This window comes from Shinella sp. GW821-FHT10F02, assembly GCF_058809275.1.
The window spans coordinates 690,576-708,482 of the sequence record NZ_JBXASL010000001.1; the positions used below are offsets into that span (position 1 = coordinate 690,576).

Genomic DNA, 17,907 nt, shown 5'->3' on the forward strand with positions numbered 1-17,907 from the left:
GAGGCCCCAGCCATGAATTTTCACAAAGTCAGATCATTGACCGCTCTCGGCGCCCTTTTGGCCGCCGGCGTTGCAAACACCGGCCAGGCCGGCGCCGCCGAACTAACTCTTTGCTGGGCCGCCTGGGACCCGGCAAACGCCCTCGTCGAACTCAGCAAGGATTTCGAGGCCAAGAGCGGCAATACGATGAAATTCGAGTTCGTACCGTGGCCGAACTTCGCCGACCGCATGCTCAACGAGCTGAATTCCGGCGGCAAGCTCTGCGATCTCCTGATCGGCGACAGTCAGTGGATCGGCGGTGCCGCGGAGAACGGGCAATACGTCAAGCTCAACGATTTCTTCGACAAGGAAGGAATCAAGATGGACGACTTCATCCCGGCCACCGTCGTCGGTTATGCCGAATGGCCGAAGAACTCGCCGAACTACTGGGCGCTGCCGGCCTTCGGCGACGTCGTGGGCTGGAGCTACCGCAAGGACTGGTTCGCACGCCCCGAACTCCAGGCGGAGTTCAAGCAGAAATACGGCCGCGATCTCGCGGTGCCGAAAACCTTCGCCGAATTGAAGGACATCGCCGAATTCTTCCAGAAGCGCGAGATCGACGGCAAGACCGTCTATGGCGCGGCGATCTACACGGAGCGCGGCTCCGAGGGCATCACCATGGGCGTCATGGACGTGCTCTACAGCTTCGGCTTCCAGTACGAAAACCCCGACAAGCCCTATGAGCTGGACGGCTACGTGAACTCCGCCAAGGCGGTGGCCGGCCTGGAGTTCTACAAGGAACTCTACAATTGCTGCACGCCGCCCGGTCATTCCGACGCCTACATGTCGGAGGACATCGACGCCTATAAGTCGGGCCAGGTCGCGCTGCACATGAACTTCGCCTTCACCTGGCCGGGCATCAACGCCGATCCCAATGTCGGCGGCGACAAGTCCGGCTACTTCCCGAACCCGGCAGGCCCCGATGGCGTCGCCTTCGCGCAGCTTGGCGGCCAGGGCATTTCGGTGGTCGCGGCGTCCGAAAAGCAGGAAGAGGCGCTTGCCTATATCAAGTGGTTCGCCCAGCCGGAGGTCCAGCAGAAATGGTGGCAGATGGGCGGCTATTCGGCACTGCGCAAGGTGGTCGAAGACCCCGGTTTTGCGACCAGCCAGCCCTATGCACAGACCTTCCTCGACTCCATGGCCATCGTGAAGGACTTCTGGGCAGAACCGTCCTACGCCTCGCTGCTGCAGGCGGCGCAGAAGCGCTTCCATGACTATGTGGTCGCCGGCCAGGGGACGGCGCAGGAAGCGCTCGACGGTCTGGCAAAGGACTGGACGCAGGTCTTCGACGACGAAGGCAAGTACTGACCGCCACGAGCTTTGTGCCCGCCGCCTCCCAGCGGACCAAGGCGCGGCCGGAGCCGGGGATCTGCCCCCGGCTCTGTCGCCGCTCAGTTGAAAACCAAGGGACATTCAATGCTGAAATCATCCGTGGAGCGGGTCGCCGAAGCGACGCCGCATGCCATTGCCAAACGCATGCACGGCCTGTCTGACCGCGCGCTCGCCTGGCTCTTCGTTGCCCCGTCGATCGTGCTGCTTCTGGCGGTCAACATCTTTCCGCTCATCTGGACGATCCGGCTGAGCTTCACCAATTTCCGGGTCAACCGCCCGAATGCCGAGGTCGAGTTCGTCGGCCTGAAGAACTACCTGAACATCCTGTCCGACCGCGACATCTGGCTGACCATGCAGGCGACCGCGCATTTCCTGATCTGGACCATCGTCCTTCAGGTGCTGATCGGCTTTTCGCTCGCCTACCTGATCAACAAGAAGTTCCGCGGCAACGACCTCTGGACGACGATCATCGTGCTGCCGATGATGCTGAGCCCGGCGGTGGTCGGCAATTTCTGGACCTTTCTCTACCAGCCGCAGATCGGCCTGTTCAATTATGCCGTCGGCTTCCTGACAGGCGCCGACCCGTCGAGCTTTTCCATGATCGGCGACGTGTCGCTGGCACCCTGGGCCATCGTCATCGTCGATACCTGGATGTGGACGCCCTTCGTCATGCTGATCTGCCTTGCGGGTCTGCGCTCCATTCCGCCCAGCATCTATGAAGCCGCCGAATGCGACCGCGCCAGCAAATGGCGGCAGTTCTGGACGATCACCATCCCGCTCGTGCTGCCCTTCCTGATGCTCGCCGTGCTCTTCCGCGGCATCGAGAATTTCAAGATGTTCGACCTCGTCGTGCAGCTCACCGGCGGCGGGCCGGGCTCGATCACCGAGCTTACCTCGATCAACCTGAAGCGCGAGGCCTTCGAGAAGTGGCGCACGGGCTATGCGTCCGCCTATGCCGTCATCCTCTTCGTCACGGTCTTCGGCCTTGCCTCGATCTACGTCAAAGCCCTGAACAAGGTGAAACAGCGATGAGCTATTCCGTTACCGAGCCGTCCCTGCGGCAGAAATGGTTCGCCGGCAGCCTGGTCGTGCTCTACGCGCTGATCACCATCCTTCCCCTGGTCTGGATCATCGCGACGAGCTTCAAGACACCGGCGGATGCGATCGCCTATCCGCCGAAAACCTTCTTCACGCCGACGGTGGAAGGCTATGTCAACGTCTTCACCACGCGCACACGCCTCTCGCCCGAACAGTTGCAGGCGCTCGGCGAGCCCACGACCTGGTACGACAAGCTGGTGCGCAAGGACGGGCTCGTCATCTCCGGCCCCTCGCGCTTTTCCGAGCGTTTCACCAATTCGGTGATCATCGGCTTCGGCTCGACGGTGCTGTGCATCGTGCTCGGCACGGCGGCGGCCTATGCCTTCTCGCGCTTCAAGGTGCCGCTGAAGGATGACCTGCTGTTCTTCATCCTGTCCACGCGCATGATGCCGCCGATCGCCGTGGCCATCCCGATCTTCCTGATGTTCCGCTCGCTCGGCCTCAGCGATACCCACGCCGGCATGATCCTGCTCTATACGGCGGTGAACCTGTCGCTCTCGGTCTGGCTGCTCAAGGGCTTCATCGATGAAATCCCGATCGAATACGAGGAGGCGGCGCTGATCGACGGCTACACGCGGTTCCAGGCCTTCTACAAGGTCGTGCTGCCCCAGGCGGCGACGGGCATCGCCTCCACGGCCATCTTCTGCCTGATCTTCGCCTGGAACGAATATGCCTTCGCCGTGCTGCTGACATCCGGCAACGCCCAGACGGCGCCGCCCTTCATTCCCACCATCATCGGCGTCAGCGGGCAGGACTGGCCGGCGGTCGCGGCGGGCGCGACCCTCTTCCTCGTGCCGGTCATGGTGTTCACCATTCTTCTGCGCAAACATTTGCTGCGCGGCATCACATTCGGAGCAGTCCGCAAATGACAAGATTCTTCAACGGGTTGCTGCATATGCGGCGCGGCGCCTGGGAAATGCTGGCATCGGTGCTGATCGCCATGGGCGTCGTCATGCTCATGCAGCCCTTCGCCCTCGTCCTCTATTCCTGGTCCTTCGTCATAACCTTGCTGGGTACGGTGATGTTCATCATCGTCAGCCATTTCCCGGAGTAGGCTGATGGCGCAAATCAGAATCCAGAACGTGCGCAAGGAATTCGGCGCCTTCACCGCGGTCCGCTCCTCCAGTTTCACCATCGAGGACGGCGAGTTCTTCATGCTGCTCGGCCCCTCCGGCTGCGGCAAGACGACCACCCTTCGCATGATGGCGGGCCTGGAGCTGCCCACATCCGGCGAGATCTTCATCGATGGCGAGGAGGTCGGCATGAAGCCGGCGAGCCAGCGCGACATCGCCTTCGTCTTCCAGATGTTCGCGCTCTATCCGCACATGAACGTGCGCAAGAACATTTCCTATCCGCTGGTAAGCCAGGGCCTGCGCGGCGAGGAGTTGAAGACACGCGTCGCCGAGGTCGCGCGCATCCTCCGTATCGAGCATATCCTGGACAAGCCCGTCGGCGGCCTTTCCGGCGGCGACCGCCAGCGCGTGGCGCTCGGCCGCGCCATCGTGCGCCGCCCGAAAGCCTTCTTCATGGACGAGCCGCTTGGCGCGCTCGATGCCGAGTTCCGAGAGCATATGGCGGAGGAACTGCGTGCCTTGCACGACCGCATGGGCGCCACCACCGTCTATGTCACGCACGACCAGCTCGAAGCCATGCAGATGGGCGACAAGATCGTCGTCATGAACCACGGCGTCGTCGAGCAGTTCGGCCGGCCGCAGCAGATCTACGACTGGCCGGCGACGAAGTTCGTGGCGCAGTTCATCGGCTCGCCGCCGATGAACTTTCTGGAGTTCGACGGCATGATCGGCATTGGCGGCGACAGCATCGATCTTGGCGGCGTGAAGGTGAAAGTGCCGGCCACACGGGAGGGCCGGGCCGGGCGATTGACGCTCGGCGTGCGCCCGGAACATGTGCGGTTCAGCAGCGATGCGGCCTACCGAGGTCGCGTGATCGCGGTCGAATATCTCGGCACCACCCAGATCGTGACGCTGTCCACCGGCCACGGCGACCTGAAGGCGCGCATCCCCTCCGGCCATGTCGTGCACGAGGACGAGTTGATCGGCCTCGATTTCGATGCGCGCACACTGTCGGTCTTCGATGCGGAGAACGGCAAGGCGCTTATTTCCGAGGCAAATGAAGGAGTTCTGGCACATGGCTGAAGTCGTCCTTCAAAACGTGAGCAAGTCCTTCGGCAACACGCTGGCGCTCGACAATGTCTCGCTGACGGTTCCCGACGGCGCCTTCGTCGTGCTGCTCGGCCCAACCGGCGTGGGCAAGACGACGACGCTCAGAATGGTCTCCGGCCTCGATACGCCGGACAGCGGCGAGGTCTATATCGGCGGAAGGCCGATGAAGGGCCTGTCGCCGGCCGAACGCAACGTCGCCATGGTTTTTCAGCAATATTCGCTCTATCCGCATCTGACCGTTCGCCAGAACCTGGAGTTCCCGCTGAAATCCCCGCTCCTCAAGACACCGAAAGACGCGATCGAGCGCAAGGTGCGCGAGGTCGCCGAAACGCTCCAGATCGCCCACAAGCTGGACAACAAGGCGACGGCCCTTTCCGGCGGCGAGATGCAGCGCGTCTCCATCGGCCGCGCCCTTGTCCGCAACCCGCAGATCTTTCTGATGGACGAGCCGTTGAGCTCGCTCGACGCGAAGCTGCGGGCGGATCTGCGCATCGAGCTGAAGCGCATCCAGGCGAAAACCGGCGCGACCCTGCTCTATGTCACGCATGATCAGATCGAGGCGATGACCATGGCGACCCATGTCGGCGTGCTGAACGAGGGCCGGCTCGTGCAGTTCGGCTCGCCGCGCGAGGTCTATGAACAGCCGGTCAGCGTCTATGCCGCGACCCGCCTCGGCCAGCCGCGCATCAACGTGCTGCCGGCCGACATTTTCGCGGGCGCGCCGTCCGGCGCGAAAAGCATCGGGCTGAGGCCGGAGCATATCGCGCAGGGTGAAGGCGAGGAGGCGCTGGTCAAGCGCGTAGAACATCTCGGCGACCAGACACGCCTGCATCTCACCTTCCGCAAACACGACCTCATCACTGTCACGGATGCGCACACGCCGCTCAAGGGTGGCGAAACCATAAAAATCCAGCCGTTGCGGCCGCTCTACTTCGACGCGGCAGGCATGCGTTTAGCTTAAGGAGAACAAAAATCATGGCGCAATTCATCAACAAGCGCGAAGACGTCGTCACCGAGGCGATCGATGGCCTGCTGGCCTTGTCCGGCAGCGCGCTCACCCGTCTCGATGGTTATCCGCATATCCGCGTCGTGCTGCGCAGCGATTGGGACAAGTCGCGCGTGGCGATCGTCTCCGGCGGCGGCTCCGGCCACGAGCCCGCCCATGTCGGCTTCGTCGGCAAAGGCATGCTGACGGCGGCGGTCTGCGGCGACGTCTTCGCCTCGCCGAGCGTCGACGCCGTTCTCGCCGGCATCCTGGCGGTGACGGGGCCGGCCGGCTGCCTGCTCATCGTCAAGAACTATACCGGGGACCGGTTGAATTTCGGCCTCGCCGCCGAGCGCGCCCGCGCCTTCGGGCTCAATGTCTCGATGGTGATCGTCGGCGACGACATCGCGCTTCCGGACCTGCCGCAGGCGCGCGGTGTCGCCGGCACGCTGTTCGTGCACAAGATCACCGGCGCGCTCGCCGAGCAGGGCGCCGACCTCGAAACGGTCACGGCGGCCGCAAAGCGCGTCATCGCCGGCACGCATTCCATCGGTATGTCGCTCGATACCTGCCGGGTTCCGGGCTCGCCGAAGGAGGATCGCATTCCGGAAGGCAAGGCCGAACTCGGCCTCGGCATCCATGGCGAAGCCGGCGTCGAGCAGATCGATTTCGCCGGTGCCCGTCCCTCCGTCGCGACCATGGCGGAGCGGCTTGCCGCCGTCATGGGCGAGGGGCCGCATGTCGCGCTGATCAACAATCTCGGCGGCACGTCCGAGCTGGAAATGTCCGTGCTGGCGCATGACCTGCTGGGCTCCTCCATCGGCGGAAAGATCGCCCATGCGATCGGCCCGGCGCCGCTGATGACCTCGCTCGACATGCAGGGTTTTTCGATCTCGGTCTTCGCCGCCGATGCGGCCGAGCTGGAACTCCTGAAGGCGCCGGTCTCGATTGCCGCCTGGCCGGGGGTTTCCGAGGTGCGGCCCATCGCCATCGCGGCCCTGCCGGACGGCCTGACGCCGATCACGCCCATGCGCTCGGAGCACCGGGCGACACGCGAATTCCTGATCAATTGCTGCAACGTGCTGATCGCCGCCGAACAGGACCTCAATGCGCTGGACGCGAAATCCGGCGACGGTGATACCGGCTCGACGCTGGCGGGGGCTGCCCGCGCGCTGATCAACGCGATCGACCGCCTGCCTTTGTCCGATCACACCCAACTGCTGCGCGCCATCGGCCAGGAGCTCAGCCAGACCATGGGCGGCTCCTCCGGCGTGCTGCTCGCTATATTCTTCGCCGCCGCCGGCGACGGCGCGTCGAGCGGCCTGCCGATGCGCGAGGCGCTGCGCGCAGGCCTCGCCCGCATGCAGGAGATCGGCGGCGCCAGCATCGGCGACCGGACCATGGTTGACGCCCTTTCCCCCGCCCTCGACGCGCTTGGGGAAAACATCGCCGCCGCCGCGGCTGCCGCAAGGAAGGGCGCAAACTTCACCGCAACGCTCACCCGCGCCAAAGCCGGCCGCGCCGCCTACATCAACGCCAAGCAGCTTGAAGGTCACGTCGATCCGGGTGCGGAAGCCGTCGCACGGCTCTTCGAGCATCTTGCGAGCTGACAGGACGCTGCGTCATCGATCGGGCTTTTGAGTATCAATAACCCGCAAGGGTGTCGAAACGAACGACCTTGACCGTCTCGCCGGCCGCAGCTGCGGGCGCACCGGCGGAGCGGAAGAGCAGCGCGTTTGACGCCGCGAGGAGGGCGAGCATCGAGCTGTCCTGTTCCGCGAAGGCTTCGACGGTGAGTTCGCTATCGCTGGCGGTGACGGTCGCGCGCAGATAGTCGTCGCGCTCGCCCGTCTTTCCGATGGGGGCGGTCAGCCGTGCATTCTCGAAGCGCGGTCCGGAGGCATCGCCGCCGGTCATGGCGGCGATGGCGGACTTCAGGAACAGCAGCGCGCAGACCAGCGCCGAGACGGGATTGCCGGGCAGGCCGAGGACCGGCATGCTGCCGAGCGCGCCGAACATCAGCGGCTTGCCGGGCCGCATCCTGATCTTCCAGAAATTGAAGCTGAGGCCGAGCGCCTGAAGGGCGGGGCGCACGCGGTCGTGATCGCCGACCGAGGCGCCGCCGGTCACGAGCAGAAGGTCGGCGTCCAGGCCCTGGAGCGCCGTGGTGATGGCGGCATCGTCGTCGAGGGCGATTCCGAGATCGAGCGGCTCGCCGCCCCAGGCTGCCAAGAGGGCAAGAAGGGCGGGCCGGTTCGCATCGAATATCCGCCCGGCGCCTGCCCCAGCCGGGTCGTTTGCCAGTTCGTCTCCGGTGGAGAGCACGGCAATTCTTGGCCGGCGGCGGACTGCGACCGTGCCGTGACCGGCGGCGGCCAACAGGCCGATGTCGCGGGCGCTGATCGTGCGGCCCGCCTCAATGATCTCGTCGCCCGCCTTGAAGTTCAGCCCCGCCGGGCGAATGTACAGCCCCGGCCTGGCCTGCGCCTGGAAGACGATGCGGCCGCCGTCGGCCTCGACATCCTCCTGGATGACGATCGCGTCGGCCCCGATCGGCACAGGCGCGCCGGTGAAGATGCGCATGCAGGTTCCCGGCGAAAGGGTGGGCACGACAGGCGTGCCGGCCCTGGATGCACCGGAAAGCGGCAGGCGCATGCCGACCGACGATATCTCGGCCGCCCGCACCGCATAGCCGTCCATCGCCGAGACGTCGAAGGGCGGCGAGGTCGTGAGCGCTTTCAACGACGTCGCTGTGACGCGCCCGAGTGCTTCATGCAGCCCGATCGTCTCCTCCCCGACGAGATGCATGCCGGAATTGATCAGCCGGCGCGCTTCCTCCACACTGATGGCGCTTTTCCCGAAGGACTGGTCGAGACCCATGGCATATCATCCCTGCTGCTGGCGGCGTGCACCCGCCGGTTTCGTTCACATCACTGTGACTGACGCTATATCTGTAACAATATAGCGCGTGGAGTCGTATCAGTCTTCGAGAGACGTTTTCGGATCGACACGGAGGCTTCAGATGGTTTCGAGACGGTGGTTTTTACTTCAGAGCGCCTGTGCGGCAATCCTGGCTGGGGCGCCGTTTCGGCAGGCGGTGGCGGCCGGCACGTTCGGCGTCACGCATTCGGACGAGGAGTGGAAAACGCTCCTGACGCCCGAACAGTATGAGGTGCTGCGGCGCAGCGGCACGGAGCGCCCCTTTACCAGCGCGCTCCTCAACGAGCACCGCCGCGGTAATTTCGCCTGCGCGGGGTGCGAGCTTGATCTCTTCTCCTCGACGACCAAGTATGACAGCGGCACGGGCTGGCCGAGCTTCTGGGCGCCGCTGGACAAGGCCGTGGGCACCGAGACCGACGTGTCCTTCGGCATGACCCGTACCTCGGTGCATTGCAGCCGTTGCGGCGGGCATCTCGGGCATGTCTTCGACGACGGCCCGCAGCCCACCGGCCTGCGCTACTGCATGAACGGAATTGCCCTCAGCTTCAAATCGCTGGAAACCTGAAGGTCGCATGATGCTGCTGTTCCTGCTTGCCTATCTCGGGGGCGTGCTGACCATCGTCAGCCCCTGCATCCTGCCCGTGCTGCCGTTCGTCTTCTCGCGGGCCGACCGGCCTTTTCTGAAGAGCGGCCTGCCCATGCTCGCCGGCATGACGGTCACCTTCGCGCTCGTTGCGAGCCTTGCCGCCGTGGCGGGCGGCTGGGCGGTGGAGGCGAACCGCTACGGGCGCTTCGTAGCGATTGCCCTGCTCGCCGTTTTCGGCATCATGCTGCTCTTCCCCGCCGTCGCCGAACGGGTGACGCGCCCGCTGGTCGATTTTGGCGCGCGGCTGTCGCGGTCGGCGGATGGCGGTATTGGCGGCTCGCTGCTGCTTGGCGCTGCGACCGGCCTGCTTTGGGCGCCCTGCGCCGGCCCGGTGCTCGGCCTGATCCTGACGGGTGCAGCCTTGCAGGGGGCCAATATCGGCACGACGGTGCTGTTGCTCGCCTATGCCGCGGGTGCCGCGACCTCGCTGGCGCTGGCGATCCTCGTCGGCGGGCGGGTCTTCTCGGCAATGAAGCGCTCGCTCGGCGCCGGCGAATGGGTGCGGCGTGGGCTGGGCGCGGCGGTGCTCGTCGCCGTCGCGGCCATCGCGCTCGGGCTCGATACGGGCCTGCTGACGCGGCTGTCGCTGTCGGGCACGGTCGCGCTGGAAGAGCGGTTGATCAAGGCACTCGACGCGGAGCAGCCGGTCGCCATGAGCGATGGCTCGGGCATGATGCAGGCCGATCCCGCCATGATGGCGGGTGGCTCGGCGATGATGGCCGGCGGATCGGCCATGATGGCAGCCAACCCGCAGGCAAACGCGACGGGCGCCCTGCCGGTCGAAGGCATCGTGCCGAAGCTCACCGGTGCGGTTGAATGGCTGAACTCGCCGCCGCTGACAACCGACCAACTCAAAGGCAAGGTCGTGCTGGTCGATTTCTGGACCTATTCCTGCGTCAACTGCCTGCGCGCCATTCCCTATGTCCGCGCCTGGGCCGAGAAGTACAAGGACCAGGGGCTGGTGGTGATCGGCGTGCACACGCCGGAATTCGCCTTCGAGAAGGACCTTGGCAATGTCCGCCAGGCGGCGGCCGATCTCGGCATTACCTATCCCGTCGCCGTCGACAACGACTATGCCATCTGGCGCGCCTTCAACAATCGCTACTGGCCCGCGCACTATTTCATCGATGCGGAAAGCCGCATCCGGCATCACAAGTTCGGCGAGGGCGGCTACGACGAATCCGAGCGCGTCATCCAGAAACTTCTGGCCGAGGCTGGCGCCAAGCAGGTCGCTTCCGACATCGTGGCGGTGAATGCGACGGGCGCGCAGGCTGCGTCCGACACGGCCGACGTGCTCTCGCCGGAAACCTATATCGGCTACGAGCGGGCGCAGAACTTCGTCTCGCCCGGCGGCGCCGTGAATGACGTGGCCCACACCTATACCGATGGCGGGCCGCGCCTTAACGAATGGGGTTTCGACGGCTCGTGGACCATCGGCCGCGAGCATGCAGCCCTCGATGCCGCGGACGGCGCCATCGTCTACCGCTTCCATGCCCGAGACCTGCATCTGGTGCTCGGCCCGGCGGCGGACGGCAAGCCGATCCGCTTTCGCGTGACGCTGGACGGTGCGCCGCCTACGGAGGATCATGGCGTCGACGTCGCTGCCGACGGAACGGGCGTGATCACCGGCCAGCGGCTCTACCAGCTCGTGCGCCAGAAGGACGCCGCGCGCGACCGTACCTTTGAAATCCGCTTCCTCGACCCAGGCGTGGAAGCCTACGCCTTCACCTTCGGCTGAAACTCGGAGACCAGACATGGCCCATTCATCGATGCACCGCAGACCCACCTTCCGTTCTACCGCGCTGGTGCTTTTCGCGATCGCCGGCATAGCTTCGGCCGCGCCGGCAGCGGCGCAGGAGGGGATCGCCATTCCAGCGCCGGCGGAAGATATCGCGATGCCGAAGGATACCGCCGTCGCGGTCTTCGCCGGCGGTTGCTTCTGGGGCGTCCAGGGCGTCTTCCAGCATGTCGAAGGCGTCAGTAATGCCGTTTCAGGCTATGCGGGCGGCTCGGCGCAGACGGCACGCTATGAAATGGTCGGCCTCGGCGATACCGGGCACGCGGAAGCCGTGCAGATCAGCTATGACCCGGCGAAGATCAGCTACGGCAAGCTGCTGCAGGTCTTCTTCTCGGTCGCGCATGATCCGACGCAGCTCAACCGCCAAGGACCGGACACCGGCACGCAGTACCGCACCGCGATTTTCCCGCAGGACGAGGCGCAGGCGAAGGTCGCGAAGGACTATATCGCCGAACTCAACAAAGCCCGGCTGTTCAACGCGGCCATCGTCACCAAGCTCGAGCCCGGCCAGTCCTTCTACCCGGCGGAAGGCTACCACCAGGATTACCTGACGCTCAATCCGAGCCAGCCCTACATCGTCTACAACGACATGCCGAAGATCGAGAACCTGCGAAAGCTCTTCCCCGATCTCTACCGGAACGATCCGGTGCTGGTCTCCGAGGCGAAGACGTCGAACTGAGCGCCGCTCAGGCGGCGGTCTGGGTGTCCGGCCGGGAGTTCAGGTCCACGCCGAACTGCATCTGCCAGTAGAGCGTGAGGATGTGATTGCGGGTGAGCGGTGCCAGCGGCAGGGCGGGGGCCTCATGGATCGGCATCCAGATCGCCTCGTCGATTTCCGCCGCCGGTGTGACCGCCTCGTCGTGAAGCTGGACCCGGAACACATAGGCGATGACGAGGTGATCCGGCACATCCGCCGCCTCCGCCTCGAAACAGCCGAAGGGCAACATGCGCGAGGGCGGAATCTTGAGGCTGAGTTCCTCGTGCAGTTCGCGAGCAAGCGTTTCCTTGGGTGTTTCCGCCCCCTCGATCGTGCCGCCGCTTTGCATGAAGACCGGCGCGCCGCGTTTGCGAACAAGCAGCGTGTCGCCATTGTCCCGCACGATCAGCGCGACGGAGATTCGAATTTCCTGTTGCATCTTTTTCTCCGGCAAGACGCCCGCGCCCGCAAACCGGCACGCAACGCCACTCGGCAAAGGCTCTTTCCCTTCGCCGTCAAATCCACTAGGCGTTATATTTCATGAAATATAACGTATTGGGAAGAGCGCGTGCTGATCAGACACCTTTCTTTCTTCGTCACGCTGGCAGAGGAAATGCATTTCGGGCGGGCGGCGGAAATCTGCAACGTCGCGCAGCCGACGCTGTCGGCAGCGATCCGCAAGCTGGAGGAAGACCTCAACACCGTGCTCATCGTGCGCGGGCACCGTTATCTCGGCCTGACGCCGGACGGGGAGAAGGCGCTGCAATGGGGCCGGCAGATCCTGTCGGACTATGGCAGCCTGCTGCACGAATTGAAGGGCGCGAAGACGGGGCTCGCCGGAACGCTGAGGCTCGGCGTCATTCCGGCGGCGATGCCCTGCGTCTCCTTCCTCACCTCCCGCTTCCGCAAGACCCATCCCAACGTCAGTGTCGAGATCCGCTCGCTGACCTCGCGGGCGATCCAGCACGGCCTCGATACGTTCGAGCTCGACGGCGGCGTGACCTATCTGGAAAACGAGCCGCTGGAGAATGTCGAACGCCTGCCGCTCTACAATGAGCGCTACGTGTTCATGTGCGCTCCCGGCCATCCGCTCGGCAATCGCGCCACGGTCGACTGGGCGGAGGCGGTGGCGCAGCCGCTCTGCCTGCTCAGCGAAGACATGCAGAACCGGCGCATCCTGAACGATATCGCGGCCTCGGTCGGCCTGAAGATCGCAGCACCGATCGTCAGCAATTCCTTCCTCGCCGTCTGCGCGCATCTGAGAAGCGGGCAATGGTGCAGCATCGTTCCGCATACCTTCCTGCATGTCTTCGGCGGCGCCGAGGACCTGATCGCGACCGAGCTCGTGAGCCCGCGCCAGACGCAGGTGGTGGGGCTGGTGCTGTCGGCGCGTGCCCCGCAGTCCCCCATGGCCGGCGCGCTGTTTGCCGCGCTGCGCCACACCAATCTGGACGACGACTTCGACCGGAGCTGGCGCGCCGCCTCATAGATTCCGTCTATCGATTGTTCCAAAGCTTTCATTGGCGCGGCCTTTGCGCCTGTGAAACTATCCGGCCGTCAACGAGACGCGCCCGGTCGGGGCGCATGTGAGGAAACACCGCCGCGGCCCTGTCCCCATGGGCCGGCGAACACTTCGCAACAGCGCGCATCGAAAGCCTGCGGACCCCGGTTCGCGGGACGGCCCCCTGTTGCCGAAATCTGGAGGAAACGACATGGCGAAAGTGGTCTGCGTTCTTTACGACGATCCGGTCGACGGCTACCCGAAATCCTATCCGCGCGACGATCTGCCGAAGATCGAGCATTATCCGGGCGGCCAGACGCTGCCGACGCCGAAAGCCATCGATTTCCAGCCCGGCGCCCTGCTCGGCAGCGTTTCCGGCGAACTGGGCCTGCGCCAGTATCTGGAGGCCAACGGCCACACCTTCGTCGTGACCTCCGACAAGGACGGCCCGGACTCCCAGTTCGAGCGGGAACTGGCCGATGCCGATGTCGTCATCTCCCAGCCATTCTGGCCGGCCTACCTGACGGCCGAGCGCATCGCCAAGGCGCCGAAGCTGAAGCTGGCGCTCACCGCGGGCATCGGCTCCGACCATGTCGACCTCCAGGCCGCCATCGACCGTGGCATCACGGTCGCCGAGGTCACCTACTGCAACTCGATCAGCGTTTCCGAGCACGTCGTGATGATGATCCTCGGCCTCGTGCGCAACTACATCCCCTCCTATCAATGGGTGGTGAAGGGCGGCTGGAACATCGCCGATTGCGTCACACGCTCCTACGATGTCGAAGGCATGCATGTCGGCACGGTCGCGGCCGGCCGCATCGGCCTGGCGGTGCTGAAGCGCCTGAAACCCTTCGACATGCACCTGCACTATACCGACCGCCACCGCCTGCCGGAATCGGTGGAGCAGGAGCTGGGCCTCACCTGGCACGCCACCCGCGAGGAGCTCTATGCCGCCTGCGACGTGGTCACGCTGAATTGCCCGCTGCACCCCGAGACGGAGCACATGATCAACGACGAGACGCTGAAGCTCTTCAAGCGCGGCGCCTATCTGGTCAACACCGCGCGTGGAAAACTCTGCGACCGCGACGCGATCGCCCGTGCGCTCGAAAGCGGCCAGCTTGCCGGTTATGCCGGCGACGTCTGGTTCCCGCAGCCGGCGCCGAAGGACCATCCGTGGCGCACCATGCCCAACCACGGCATGACGCCGCACATCTCCGGCACCTCGCTGTCGGCGCAGGCGCGCTACGCCGCCGGCACCCGCGAAATCCTCGAATGCTTCTTCGAGGAGCGTCCCATCCGTGACGAATACCTGATCGTCCAGGGCGGTGCGCTGGCAGGCACCGGTGCGCATTCCTACTCGAAGGGCAATGCCACCGGCGGCTCGGAAGAGGCGGCCAGGTTCAAGAAGGGCTGATCGAATGGTCGGGCGGGGCTGCCGGTTTGTCGCCGCAGCCCCGCCTTTTAGCTCAAGCGGGGAGGGATATCATGACTGAAATCAGGGCGACAACGGCCGATATTTCGCACCTGAATCTGTTGTGGCGCCGCATTCGCCCCGCTGCGATCTCCGGGTTTGGCGGCTTCCTCGTCACCTACCTTCTCGCGGGCCTGACGGACCGTTTCGACTGGCCGCTGCTGGTAGCACCCTTCGGCGCCAGTTGCGTTCTGGTCTTCGCCTTGCCGCAGAGCCCGCTGGCGCGGCCGAAGAACCTCGTTTTCGGCCACCTGATTTCCACCTTCATCGGCCTTTGCGTGCTGGCGCTGCTCGGTCCGGGCCCGCTTTCCCTCGCCATCGCCGTCGGCCTGGCGATCGCCGCAATGCAGGCGACGGACACGCTGCATCCGCCCGCCGGCGCGGACCCCATCGTCGTCCTGCTCAGCGGCGCGCCCTGGAGCTTCCTGATCTTTCCCATACTAGCCGGCACGCTCGCCATCTTCGCCGTCGCCCGGGTCTATCATCGCTACGTATCCGGCAGGCCCTATCCGGTCTGACGGCGAAGGCATGGCGGATGCGGATCGCTATTCTGCCCAGGGCAGCCAATGGACAGGAATTCCCCAGGCGGCAATGAACCCTGAGCAGATGATAATGACGTACAACGCTATTTCGGGGACGAGACCCACCTTCGTCCGCAGAAGGCGATGCATGGCGGCAATTCTCGAATGCAGGGTCATCTGGCGCCTCCGCGGGCATTGTTTCTGGCCTGCTCAGGCGAGGGCGGGCGTCTTCTGGCCGACGCCGGATATGGCCTGGACGAGATGGTCTTCGGTTACCTCCGCGGCGGTGAATTCGCGCATCAGCCGGCCGTGATACATGCCGATCACGCGGTCGGAGACCTTCAGGATCTCGGGCATTTCCGAGGAGATCACGATGATTGCGTAGCCGGAGCGGGCAAGTTCTCGGATGAGGTCGTGGATTTCGGCCTTCGAGCCGATGTCGATGCCGCGCGTCGGCTCGTCCAGAATCAGCAGTTTCGGCTGCGTCGCCAGCCATTTGCCGATGACGATCTTCTGCTGGTTGCCGCCGGAGAGATTGCCGACGACCTGCCGCCAGCCGGGTGTCTTGATCCTCAGGCGCTCGCGGTATTTGTCGAAGATCGCCACCTCGCGGCTGTTCGAGAGAAACGGGCCTTTTGTCATGGTATCGATCGTCGCGAGGCTGATATTGTCGCGGCAGTTCAATTCCAGCACCAGACCCTGCTCCTTGCGGCTTTCCGGCACGAGCGAGATGCCGAGCGAAATCGCGTGTGCCGGCGAGGCGATCGACACGGGCTCGCCACGAAACCGAATGGTGCCGGCGGTGGGCGCGCGCAGGCCAAAAAGGGTTTCTGCGATTTCGCTCCGTCCCGCGCCGATCAGGCCGTAGAAGCCGACGACCTCGCCGGCTTGCACCTTGAAGGAGACGTCCTGGAAGAGCTTGCCGCAGGAAAGGCCGTCGACCTCCAGCACGACCTCGCCGGGGCCGCTTGTCTCGATCCGGCGCGTGAGGTCGAGGCTGCGGCCGATCATCAGCCTTGTGACCTCGTCCTCGCTCGTCTCGGCGGTGATGAGCGTGCCGCTGTGCTTGCCGTCGCGCAGCACGGTGATGCGGTCGGAAAGCGAAAAGATCTCGTCCATGCGGTGCGAGATGTAGATGATGGCGACGCCTTCCGCCTTCAGGTCGCGGATGATGTCGAAGAGCACGGTCTTTTCGGCATCGGTGAGCGAGGCGGTCGGCTCGTCGAAGATGACGACGCGTGGCGTCACGGTGAGCACGCGGGCGATTTCGACCATCTGCTGGTTGGCTATGGAAAGATCGCCGACGCGGGTTTCCGGCGAAAAGCCACAGTTCAGCCGGTCGAGGATCTGCTGCACGCGCGCATAAAGCGTCTTCCAGTCGACCCGGCCGAAGGAGCGCCGCGGCAGTTCGCCGAGATAGATGTTTTCGGCGACGCTCAGTTCCTTCACGAGGCTGAGTTCCTGGTGGACGAGCACGACGCCGAGGGCTTTGGCTTCGAGCGGCGTGCGCATCACCACGCTCTTGCCGTCGACCGTGATCTCGCCTTCGTCCGGCTGGTACATGCCGGCGAGGATCTTCATCAGCGTGGATTTTCCGGCGCCGTTTTCGCCGAGGAGAGCGTGCACTTCACCGGGCTGGATGTCGAGCGAGACATCGTCGATGGCGCGCACGCCGGGGAAAGATTTTCCGATGTGGGACAGGGTTAGGGCGGTCATAGGCGATACTCCTCCTGTCCCTTGCGGTTCAATTGCCGGTCGAGGAAGAGCACGGCGATGAGGATGACGCCGAGGATGACCAGCACGTAGAAGGCAGGCACCTGCATCAGGTTCATGCCGTTGCGCAGGATGCCGATCGCCAGCACGCCGCCGAGCGTGCCGATGATGTTGCCGGCGCCGCCCGTGAGCTTCGTGCCGCCGAGCACTACGGCAGTGATGACCCAGAGTTCGTAGTCCTGGCCGAGCGTCGGTGTCGAGGCGCCCATCTGGCTCGCCAGCGTCATGCCGGCAAGGGCGGCGAGGAAGCCGAGGATGATGAAGTTGATCATCATGTGCGGGCCGATGCGGATGCCGGCATTCACGGCCGCCTGGCGATTTCCGCCGACGGCGTAGCTGTTGCGGCCGTGTACTGTCTGCGACAGCAGCCAATGGGTGGCGAGGGCGCAGGCGAGGAAGATCACGGCGAGCGTCGGTAGCGGGCCGATGGAACTGGAGCCGAAATCGGAGAAGGCGAAATTCATCGCGTAGAAGGATTGCTCCTCAGTGTAGACGAAGACGATGCCGCGAATGCCGAGCATTGCGCCGAGCGTGACGATGAAGGCATCGACGCCCGTCCACCAGACGATGAAGCCGTTGAGCGCGCCGAGCGCGACGCCGGCGAGAAGACCTGCCGCCACCGCGGGCAGCAGCTGCCAATCGCCCCAGCTTGCAAAAACCTCCCAGCCCTGCACATCGACGACGAGGCTTGCCGAAAGCGCCACGATGCCGCCGACGCTGAGATCGATATTGCCGTTGATCATCACCAGCGTCATGCCGAGCGCGATGAGGCCGATCGTCGAGGTCTGGACGAGGATGTTCTCGAAATTCTGCAGGTCGAAGAAGAATGGGTTGGCGAGGCTGAAGAAGGTGAAGATCAGCAGGATGAAACCCCAGATGGGGTTGCGCGCAAGCCAGCGGAGCGATCGGGTCACGGGGCGCAT

At 64.6% G+C, this 17,907-nt stretch carries 17 protein-coding genes; 13 read left to right on the plus strand and 4 right to left on the minus strand.

Annotated elements, in window-relative coordinates; genetic code table 11:
• Positions 1 to 12 precede the first annotated feature (12 nt).
• From AC1RWL_RS03175 to AC1RWL_RS03205, 7 genes are all read left to right on the plus strand, one after another.
• Positions 13 to 1,347 (plus strand): ABC transporter substrate-binding protein, encoded by a 1,335-nt coding sequence (locus AC1RWL_RS03175; protein ID WP_256114955.1) that lies wholly within the window; start codon positions 13 to 15, stop codon positions 1,345 to 1,347.
• Positions 1,348 to 1,455: 108 nt separating this feature from the next.
• The gene (locus AC1RWL_RS03180; protein WP_256114954.1) at positions 1,456 to 2,403 is read left to right on the plus strand and encodes a carbohydrate ABC transporter permease; all 948 of its coding nucleotides are present in this window, start codon (positions 1,456 to 1,458) and stop codon (positions 2,401 to 2,403) included.
• The gene (locus tag AC1RWL_RS03185) at positions 2,400 to 3,338 is read left to right on the plus strand and encodes a carbohydrate ABC transporter permease (protein WP_256114953.1); all 939 of its coding nucleotides are present in this window, start codon (positions 2,400 to 2,402) and stop codon (positions 3,336 to 3,338) included. The genes AC1RWL_RS03180 and AC1RWL_RS03185 overlap by 4 nt, the downstream gene beginning before the upstream one ends.
• Positions 3,335 to 3,523 carry a hypothetical protein gene (locus AC1RWL_RS03190; RefSeq protein WP_493093281.1) on the plus strand — a complete coding sequence of 63 codons (189 nt, stop codon included), beginning with the start codon at positions 3,335 to 3,337 and terminating at the stop codon, positions 3,521 to 3,523. Before AC1RWL_RS03185 ends, AC1RWL_RS03190 begins: the two co-directional genes overlap by 4 nt.
• Positions 3,524 to 3,527: 4 nt before the next feature.
• On the plus strand, positions 3,528 to 4,625 hold the full coding sequence (locus AC1RWL_RS03195) for an ABC transporter ATP-binding protein (protein ID WP_493093278.1): 1,098 nt from the start codon (positions 3,528 to 3,530) through the stop codon (positions 4,623 to 4,625).
• The gene (locus tag AC1RWL_RS03200; RefSeq protein ID WP_493093276.1) at positions 4,618 to 5,613 is read left to right on the plus strand and encodes an ABC transporter ATP-binding protein; all 996 of its coding nucleotides are present in this window, start codon (positions 4,618 to 4,620) and stop codon (positions 5,611 to 5,613) included. Before AC1RWL_RS03195 ends, AC1RWL_RS03200 begins: the two co-directional genes overlap by 8 nt.
• Positions 5,614 to 5,627: 14 nt before the next feature.
• Positions 5,628 to 7,247, plus strand: coding sequence for a dihydroxyacetone kinase subunit DhaK (locus AC1RWL_RS03205; protein ID WP_493093274.1), 1,620 nt, complete (start codon positions 5,628 to 5,630; stop codon positions 7,245 to 7,247).
• A 34-nt stretch (positions 7,248 to 7,281) separates the two neighbouring features.
• Here AC1RWL_RS03205 and AC1RWL_RS03210 read toward each other — a convergent pair whose 3' ends face one another.
• Complete coding sequence (locus tag AC1RWL_RS03210) at positions 7,282 to 8,517, minus strand: molybdopterin molybdotransferase MoeA (RefSeq protein WP_493093272.1); 1,236 nt, start codon at positions 8,515 to 8,517, stop codon at positions 7,282 to 7,284.
• A gap of 142 nt (positions 8,518 to 8,659) precedes the next feature.
• Here AC1RWL_RS03210 and msrB point away from each other — a divergent pair, with 142 nt between their 5' ends.
• From msrB to msrA, 3 genes are read left to right on the plus strand one after another with little or no spacing between them, the layout of a single operon-like run.
• Positions 8,660 to 9,142: a peptide-methionine (R)-S-oxide reductase MsrB gene (gene msrB, locus AC1RWL_RS03215; protein WP_493093270.1), complete on the plus strand. Its 483-nt coding sequence runs from the start codon at positions 8,660 to 8,662 to the stop codon at positions 9,140 to 9,142.
• Between the two features lie 10 nt (positions 9,143 to 9,152).
• Complete coding sequence (locus AC1RWL_RS03220; RefSeq protein WP_493093843.1) at positions 9,153 to 10,961, plus strand: cytochrome c biogenesis protein DipZ; 1,809 nt, start codon at positions 9,153 to 9,155, stop codon at positions 10,959 to 10,961.
• Positions 10,962 to 10,977: 16 nt separating this feature from the next.
• Positions 10,978 to 11,700 carry a peptide-methionine (S)-S-oxide reductase MsrA gene (msrA, locus tag AC1RWL_RS03225; protein WP_493093268.1) on the plus strand — a complete coding sequence of 241 codons (723 nt, stop codon included), beginning with the start codon at positions 10,978 to 10,980 and terminating at the stop codon, positions 11,698 to 11,700.
• Positions 11,701 to 11,707: 7 nt separating this feature from the next.
• On the opposite strand, the gene AC1RWL_RS03230 is transcribed toward msrA, so the two are convergent.
• Positions 11,708 to 12,157 (minus strand): NUDIX hydrolase, encoded by a 450-nt coding sequence (locus AC1RWL_RS03230; RefSeq protein WP_493093266.1) that lies wholly within the window; start codon positions 12,155 to 12,157, stop codon positions 11,708 to 11,710.
• Positions 12,158 to 12,286: 129 nt separating this feature from the next.
• Between AC1RWL_RS03230 and AC1RWL_RS03235 the strand changes: the two genes are divergently transcribed.
• From AC1RWL_RS03235 to AC1RWL_RS03245, 3 genes are all read left to right on the plus strand, one after another.
• Positions 12,287 to 13,207, plus strand: coding sequence for a LysR family transcriptional regulator (locus AC1RWL_RS03235; protein WP_493093263.1), 921 nt, complete (start codon positions 12,287 to 12,289; stop codon positions 13,205 to 13,207).
• Positions 13,208 to 13,430: 223 nt separating this feature from the next.
• Positions 13,431 to 14,633 (plus strand): NAD-dependent formate dehydrogenase, encoded by a 1,203-nt coding sequence (locus AC1RWL_RS03240; protein WP_493093261.1) that lies wholly within the window; start codon positions 13,431 to 13,433, stop codon positions 14,631 to 14,633.
• A gap of 71 nt (positions 14,634 to 14,704) precedes the next feature.
• Positions 14,705 to 15,208: an HPP family protein gene (locus AC1RWL_RS03245; protein ID WP_493093259.1), complete on the plus strand. Its 504-nt coding sequence runs from the start codon at positions 14,705 to 14,707 to the stop codon at positions 15,206 to 15,208.
• Between the two features lie 213 nt (positions 15,209 to 15,421).
• On the opposite strand, the gene AC1RWL_RS03250 is transcribed toward AC1RWL_RS03245, so the two are convergent.
• Both AC1RWL_RS03250 and AC1RWL_RS03255 read right to left on the minus strand, forming a co-directional pair.
• Positions 15,422 to 16,927, minus strand: a complete 1,506-nt coding sequence (locus AC1RWL_RS03250) for a sugar ABC transporter ATP-binding protein (RefSeq protein WP_493093257.1) — start codon at positions 16,925 to 16,927, stop codon at positions 15,422 to 15,424.
• The gene (locus tag AC1RWL_RS03255) at positions 16,924 to 17,907 is read right to left on the minus strand and encodes an ABC transporter permease (RefSeq protein ID WP_493093255.1); all 984 of its coding nucleotides are present in this window, start codon (positions 17,905 to 17,907) and stop codon (positions 16,924 to 16,926) included. Before AC1RWL_RS03255 ends, AC1RWL_RS03250 begins: the two co-directional genes overlap by 4 nt.

Bases quoted from the DNA above. Each gene is read 5' to 3' on its own strand.
- AC1RWL_RS03175 (WP_256114955.1), top strand. From the start codon at position 13: ATGAATTTTCACAAAGTCAGATCATTGACCGCTCTCGGCGCCCTTTTG.
- AC1RWL_RS03180 (WP_256114954.1), top strand. From the start codon at position 1,456: ATGCTGAAATCATCCGTGGAGCGGGTCGCCGAAGCGACGCCGCATGCC.
- AC1RWL_RS03185 (WP_256114953.1), top strand. From the start codon at position 2,400: ATGAGCTATTCCGTTACCGAGCCGTCCCTGCGGCAGAAATGGTTCGCC.
- AC1RWL_RS03190 (WP_493093281.1), top strand. From the start codon at position 3,335: ATGACAAGATTCTTCAACGGGTTGCTGCATATGCGGCGCGGCGCCTGG.
- AC1RWL_RS03195 (WP_493093278.1), top strand. From the start codon at position 3,528: ATGGCGCAAATCAGAATCCAGAACGTGCGCAAGGAATTCGGCGCCTTC.
- AC1RWL_RS03200 (WP_493093276.1), top strand. From the start codon at position 4,618: ATGGCTGAAGTCGTCCTTCAAAACGTGAGCAAGTCCTTCGGCAACACG.
- AC1RWL_RS03205 (WP_493093274.1), top strand. From the start codon at position 5,628: ATGGCGCAATTCATCAACAAGCGCGAAGACGTCGTCACCGAGGCGATC.
- AC1RWL_RS03210 (WP_493093272.1), bottom strand. From the start codon at position 8,517: ATGGGTCTCGACCAGTCCTTCGGGAAAAGCGCCATCAGTGTGGAGGAA.
- msrB (WP_493093270.1), top strand. From the start codon at position 8,660: ATGGTTTCGAGACGGTGGTTTTTACTTCAGAGCGCCTGTGCGGCAATC.
- AC1RWL_RS03220 (WP_493093843.1), top strand. From the start codon at position 9,153: ATGCTGCTGTTCCTGCTTGCCTATCTCGGGGGCGTGCTGACCATCGTC.
- msrA (WP_493093268.1), top strand. From the start codon at position 10,978: ATGGCCCATTCATCGATGCACCGCAGACCCACCTTCCGTTCTACCGCG.
- AC1RWL_RS03230 (WP_493093266.1), bottom strand. From the start codon at position 12,157: ATGCAACAGGAAATTCGAATCTCCGTCGCGCTGATCGTGCGGGACAAT.
- AC1RWL_RS03240 (WP_493093261.1), top strand. From the start codon at position 13,431: ATGGCGAAAGTGGTCTGCGTTCTTTACGACGATCCGGTCGACGGCTAC.
- AC1RWL_RS03245 (WP_493093259.1), top strand. From the start codon at position 14,705: ATGACTGAAATCAGGGCGACAACGGCCGATATTTCGCACCTGAATCTG.
- AC1RWL_RS03250 (WP_493093257.1), bottom strand. From the start codon at position 16,927: ATGACCGCCCTAACCCTGTCCCACATCGGAAAATCTTTCCCCGGCGTG.
- AC1RWL_RS03255 (WP_493093255.1), bottom strand. From the start codon at position 17,907: ATGCGCCCCGTGACCCGATCGCTCCGCTGGCTTGCGCGCAACCCCATC.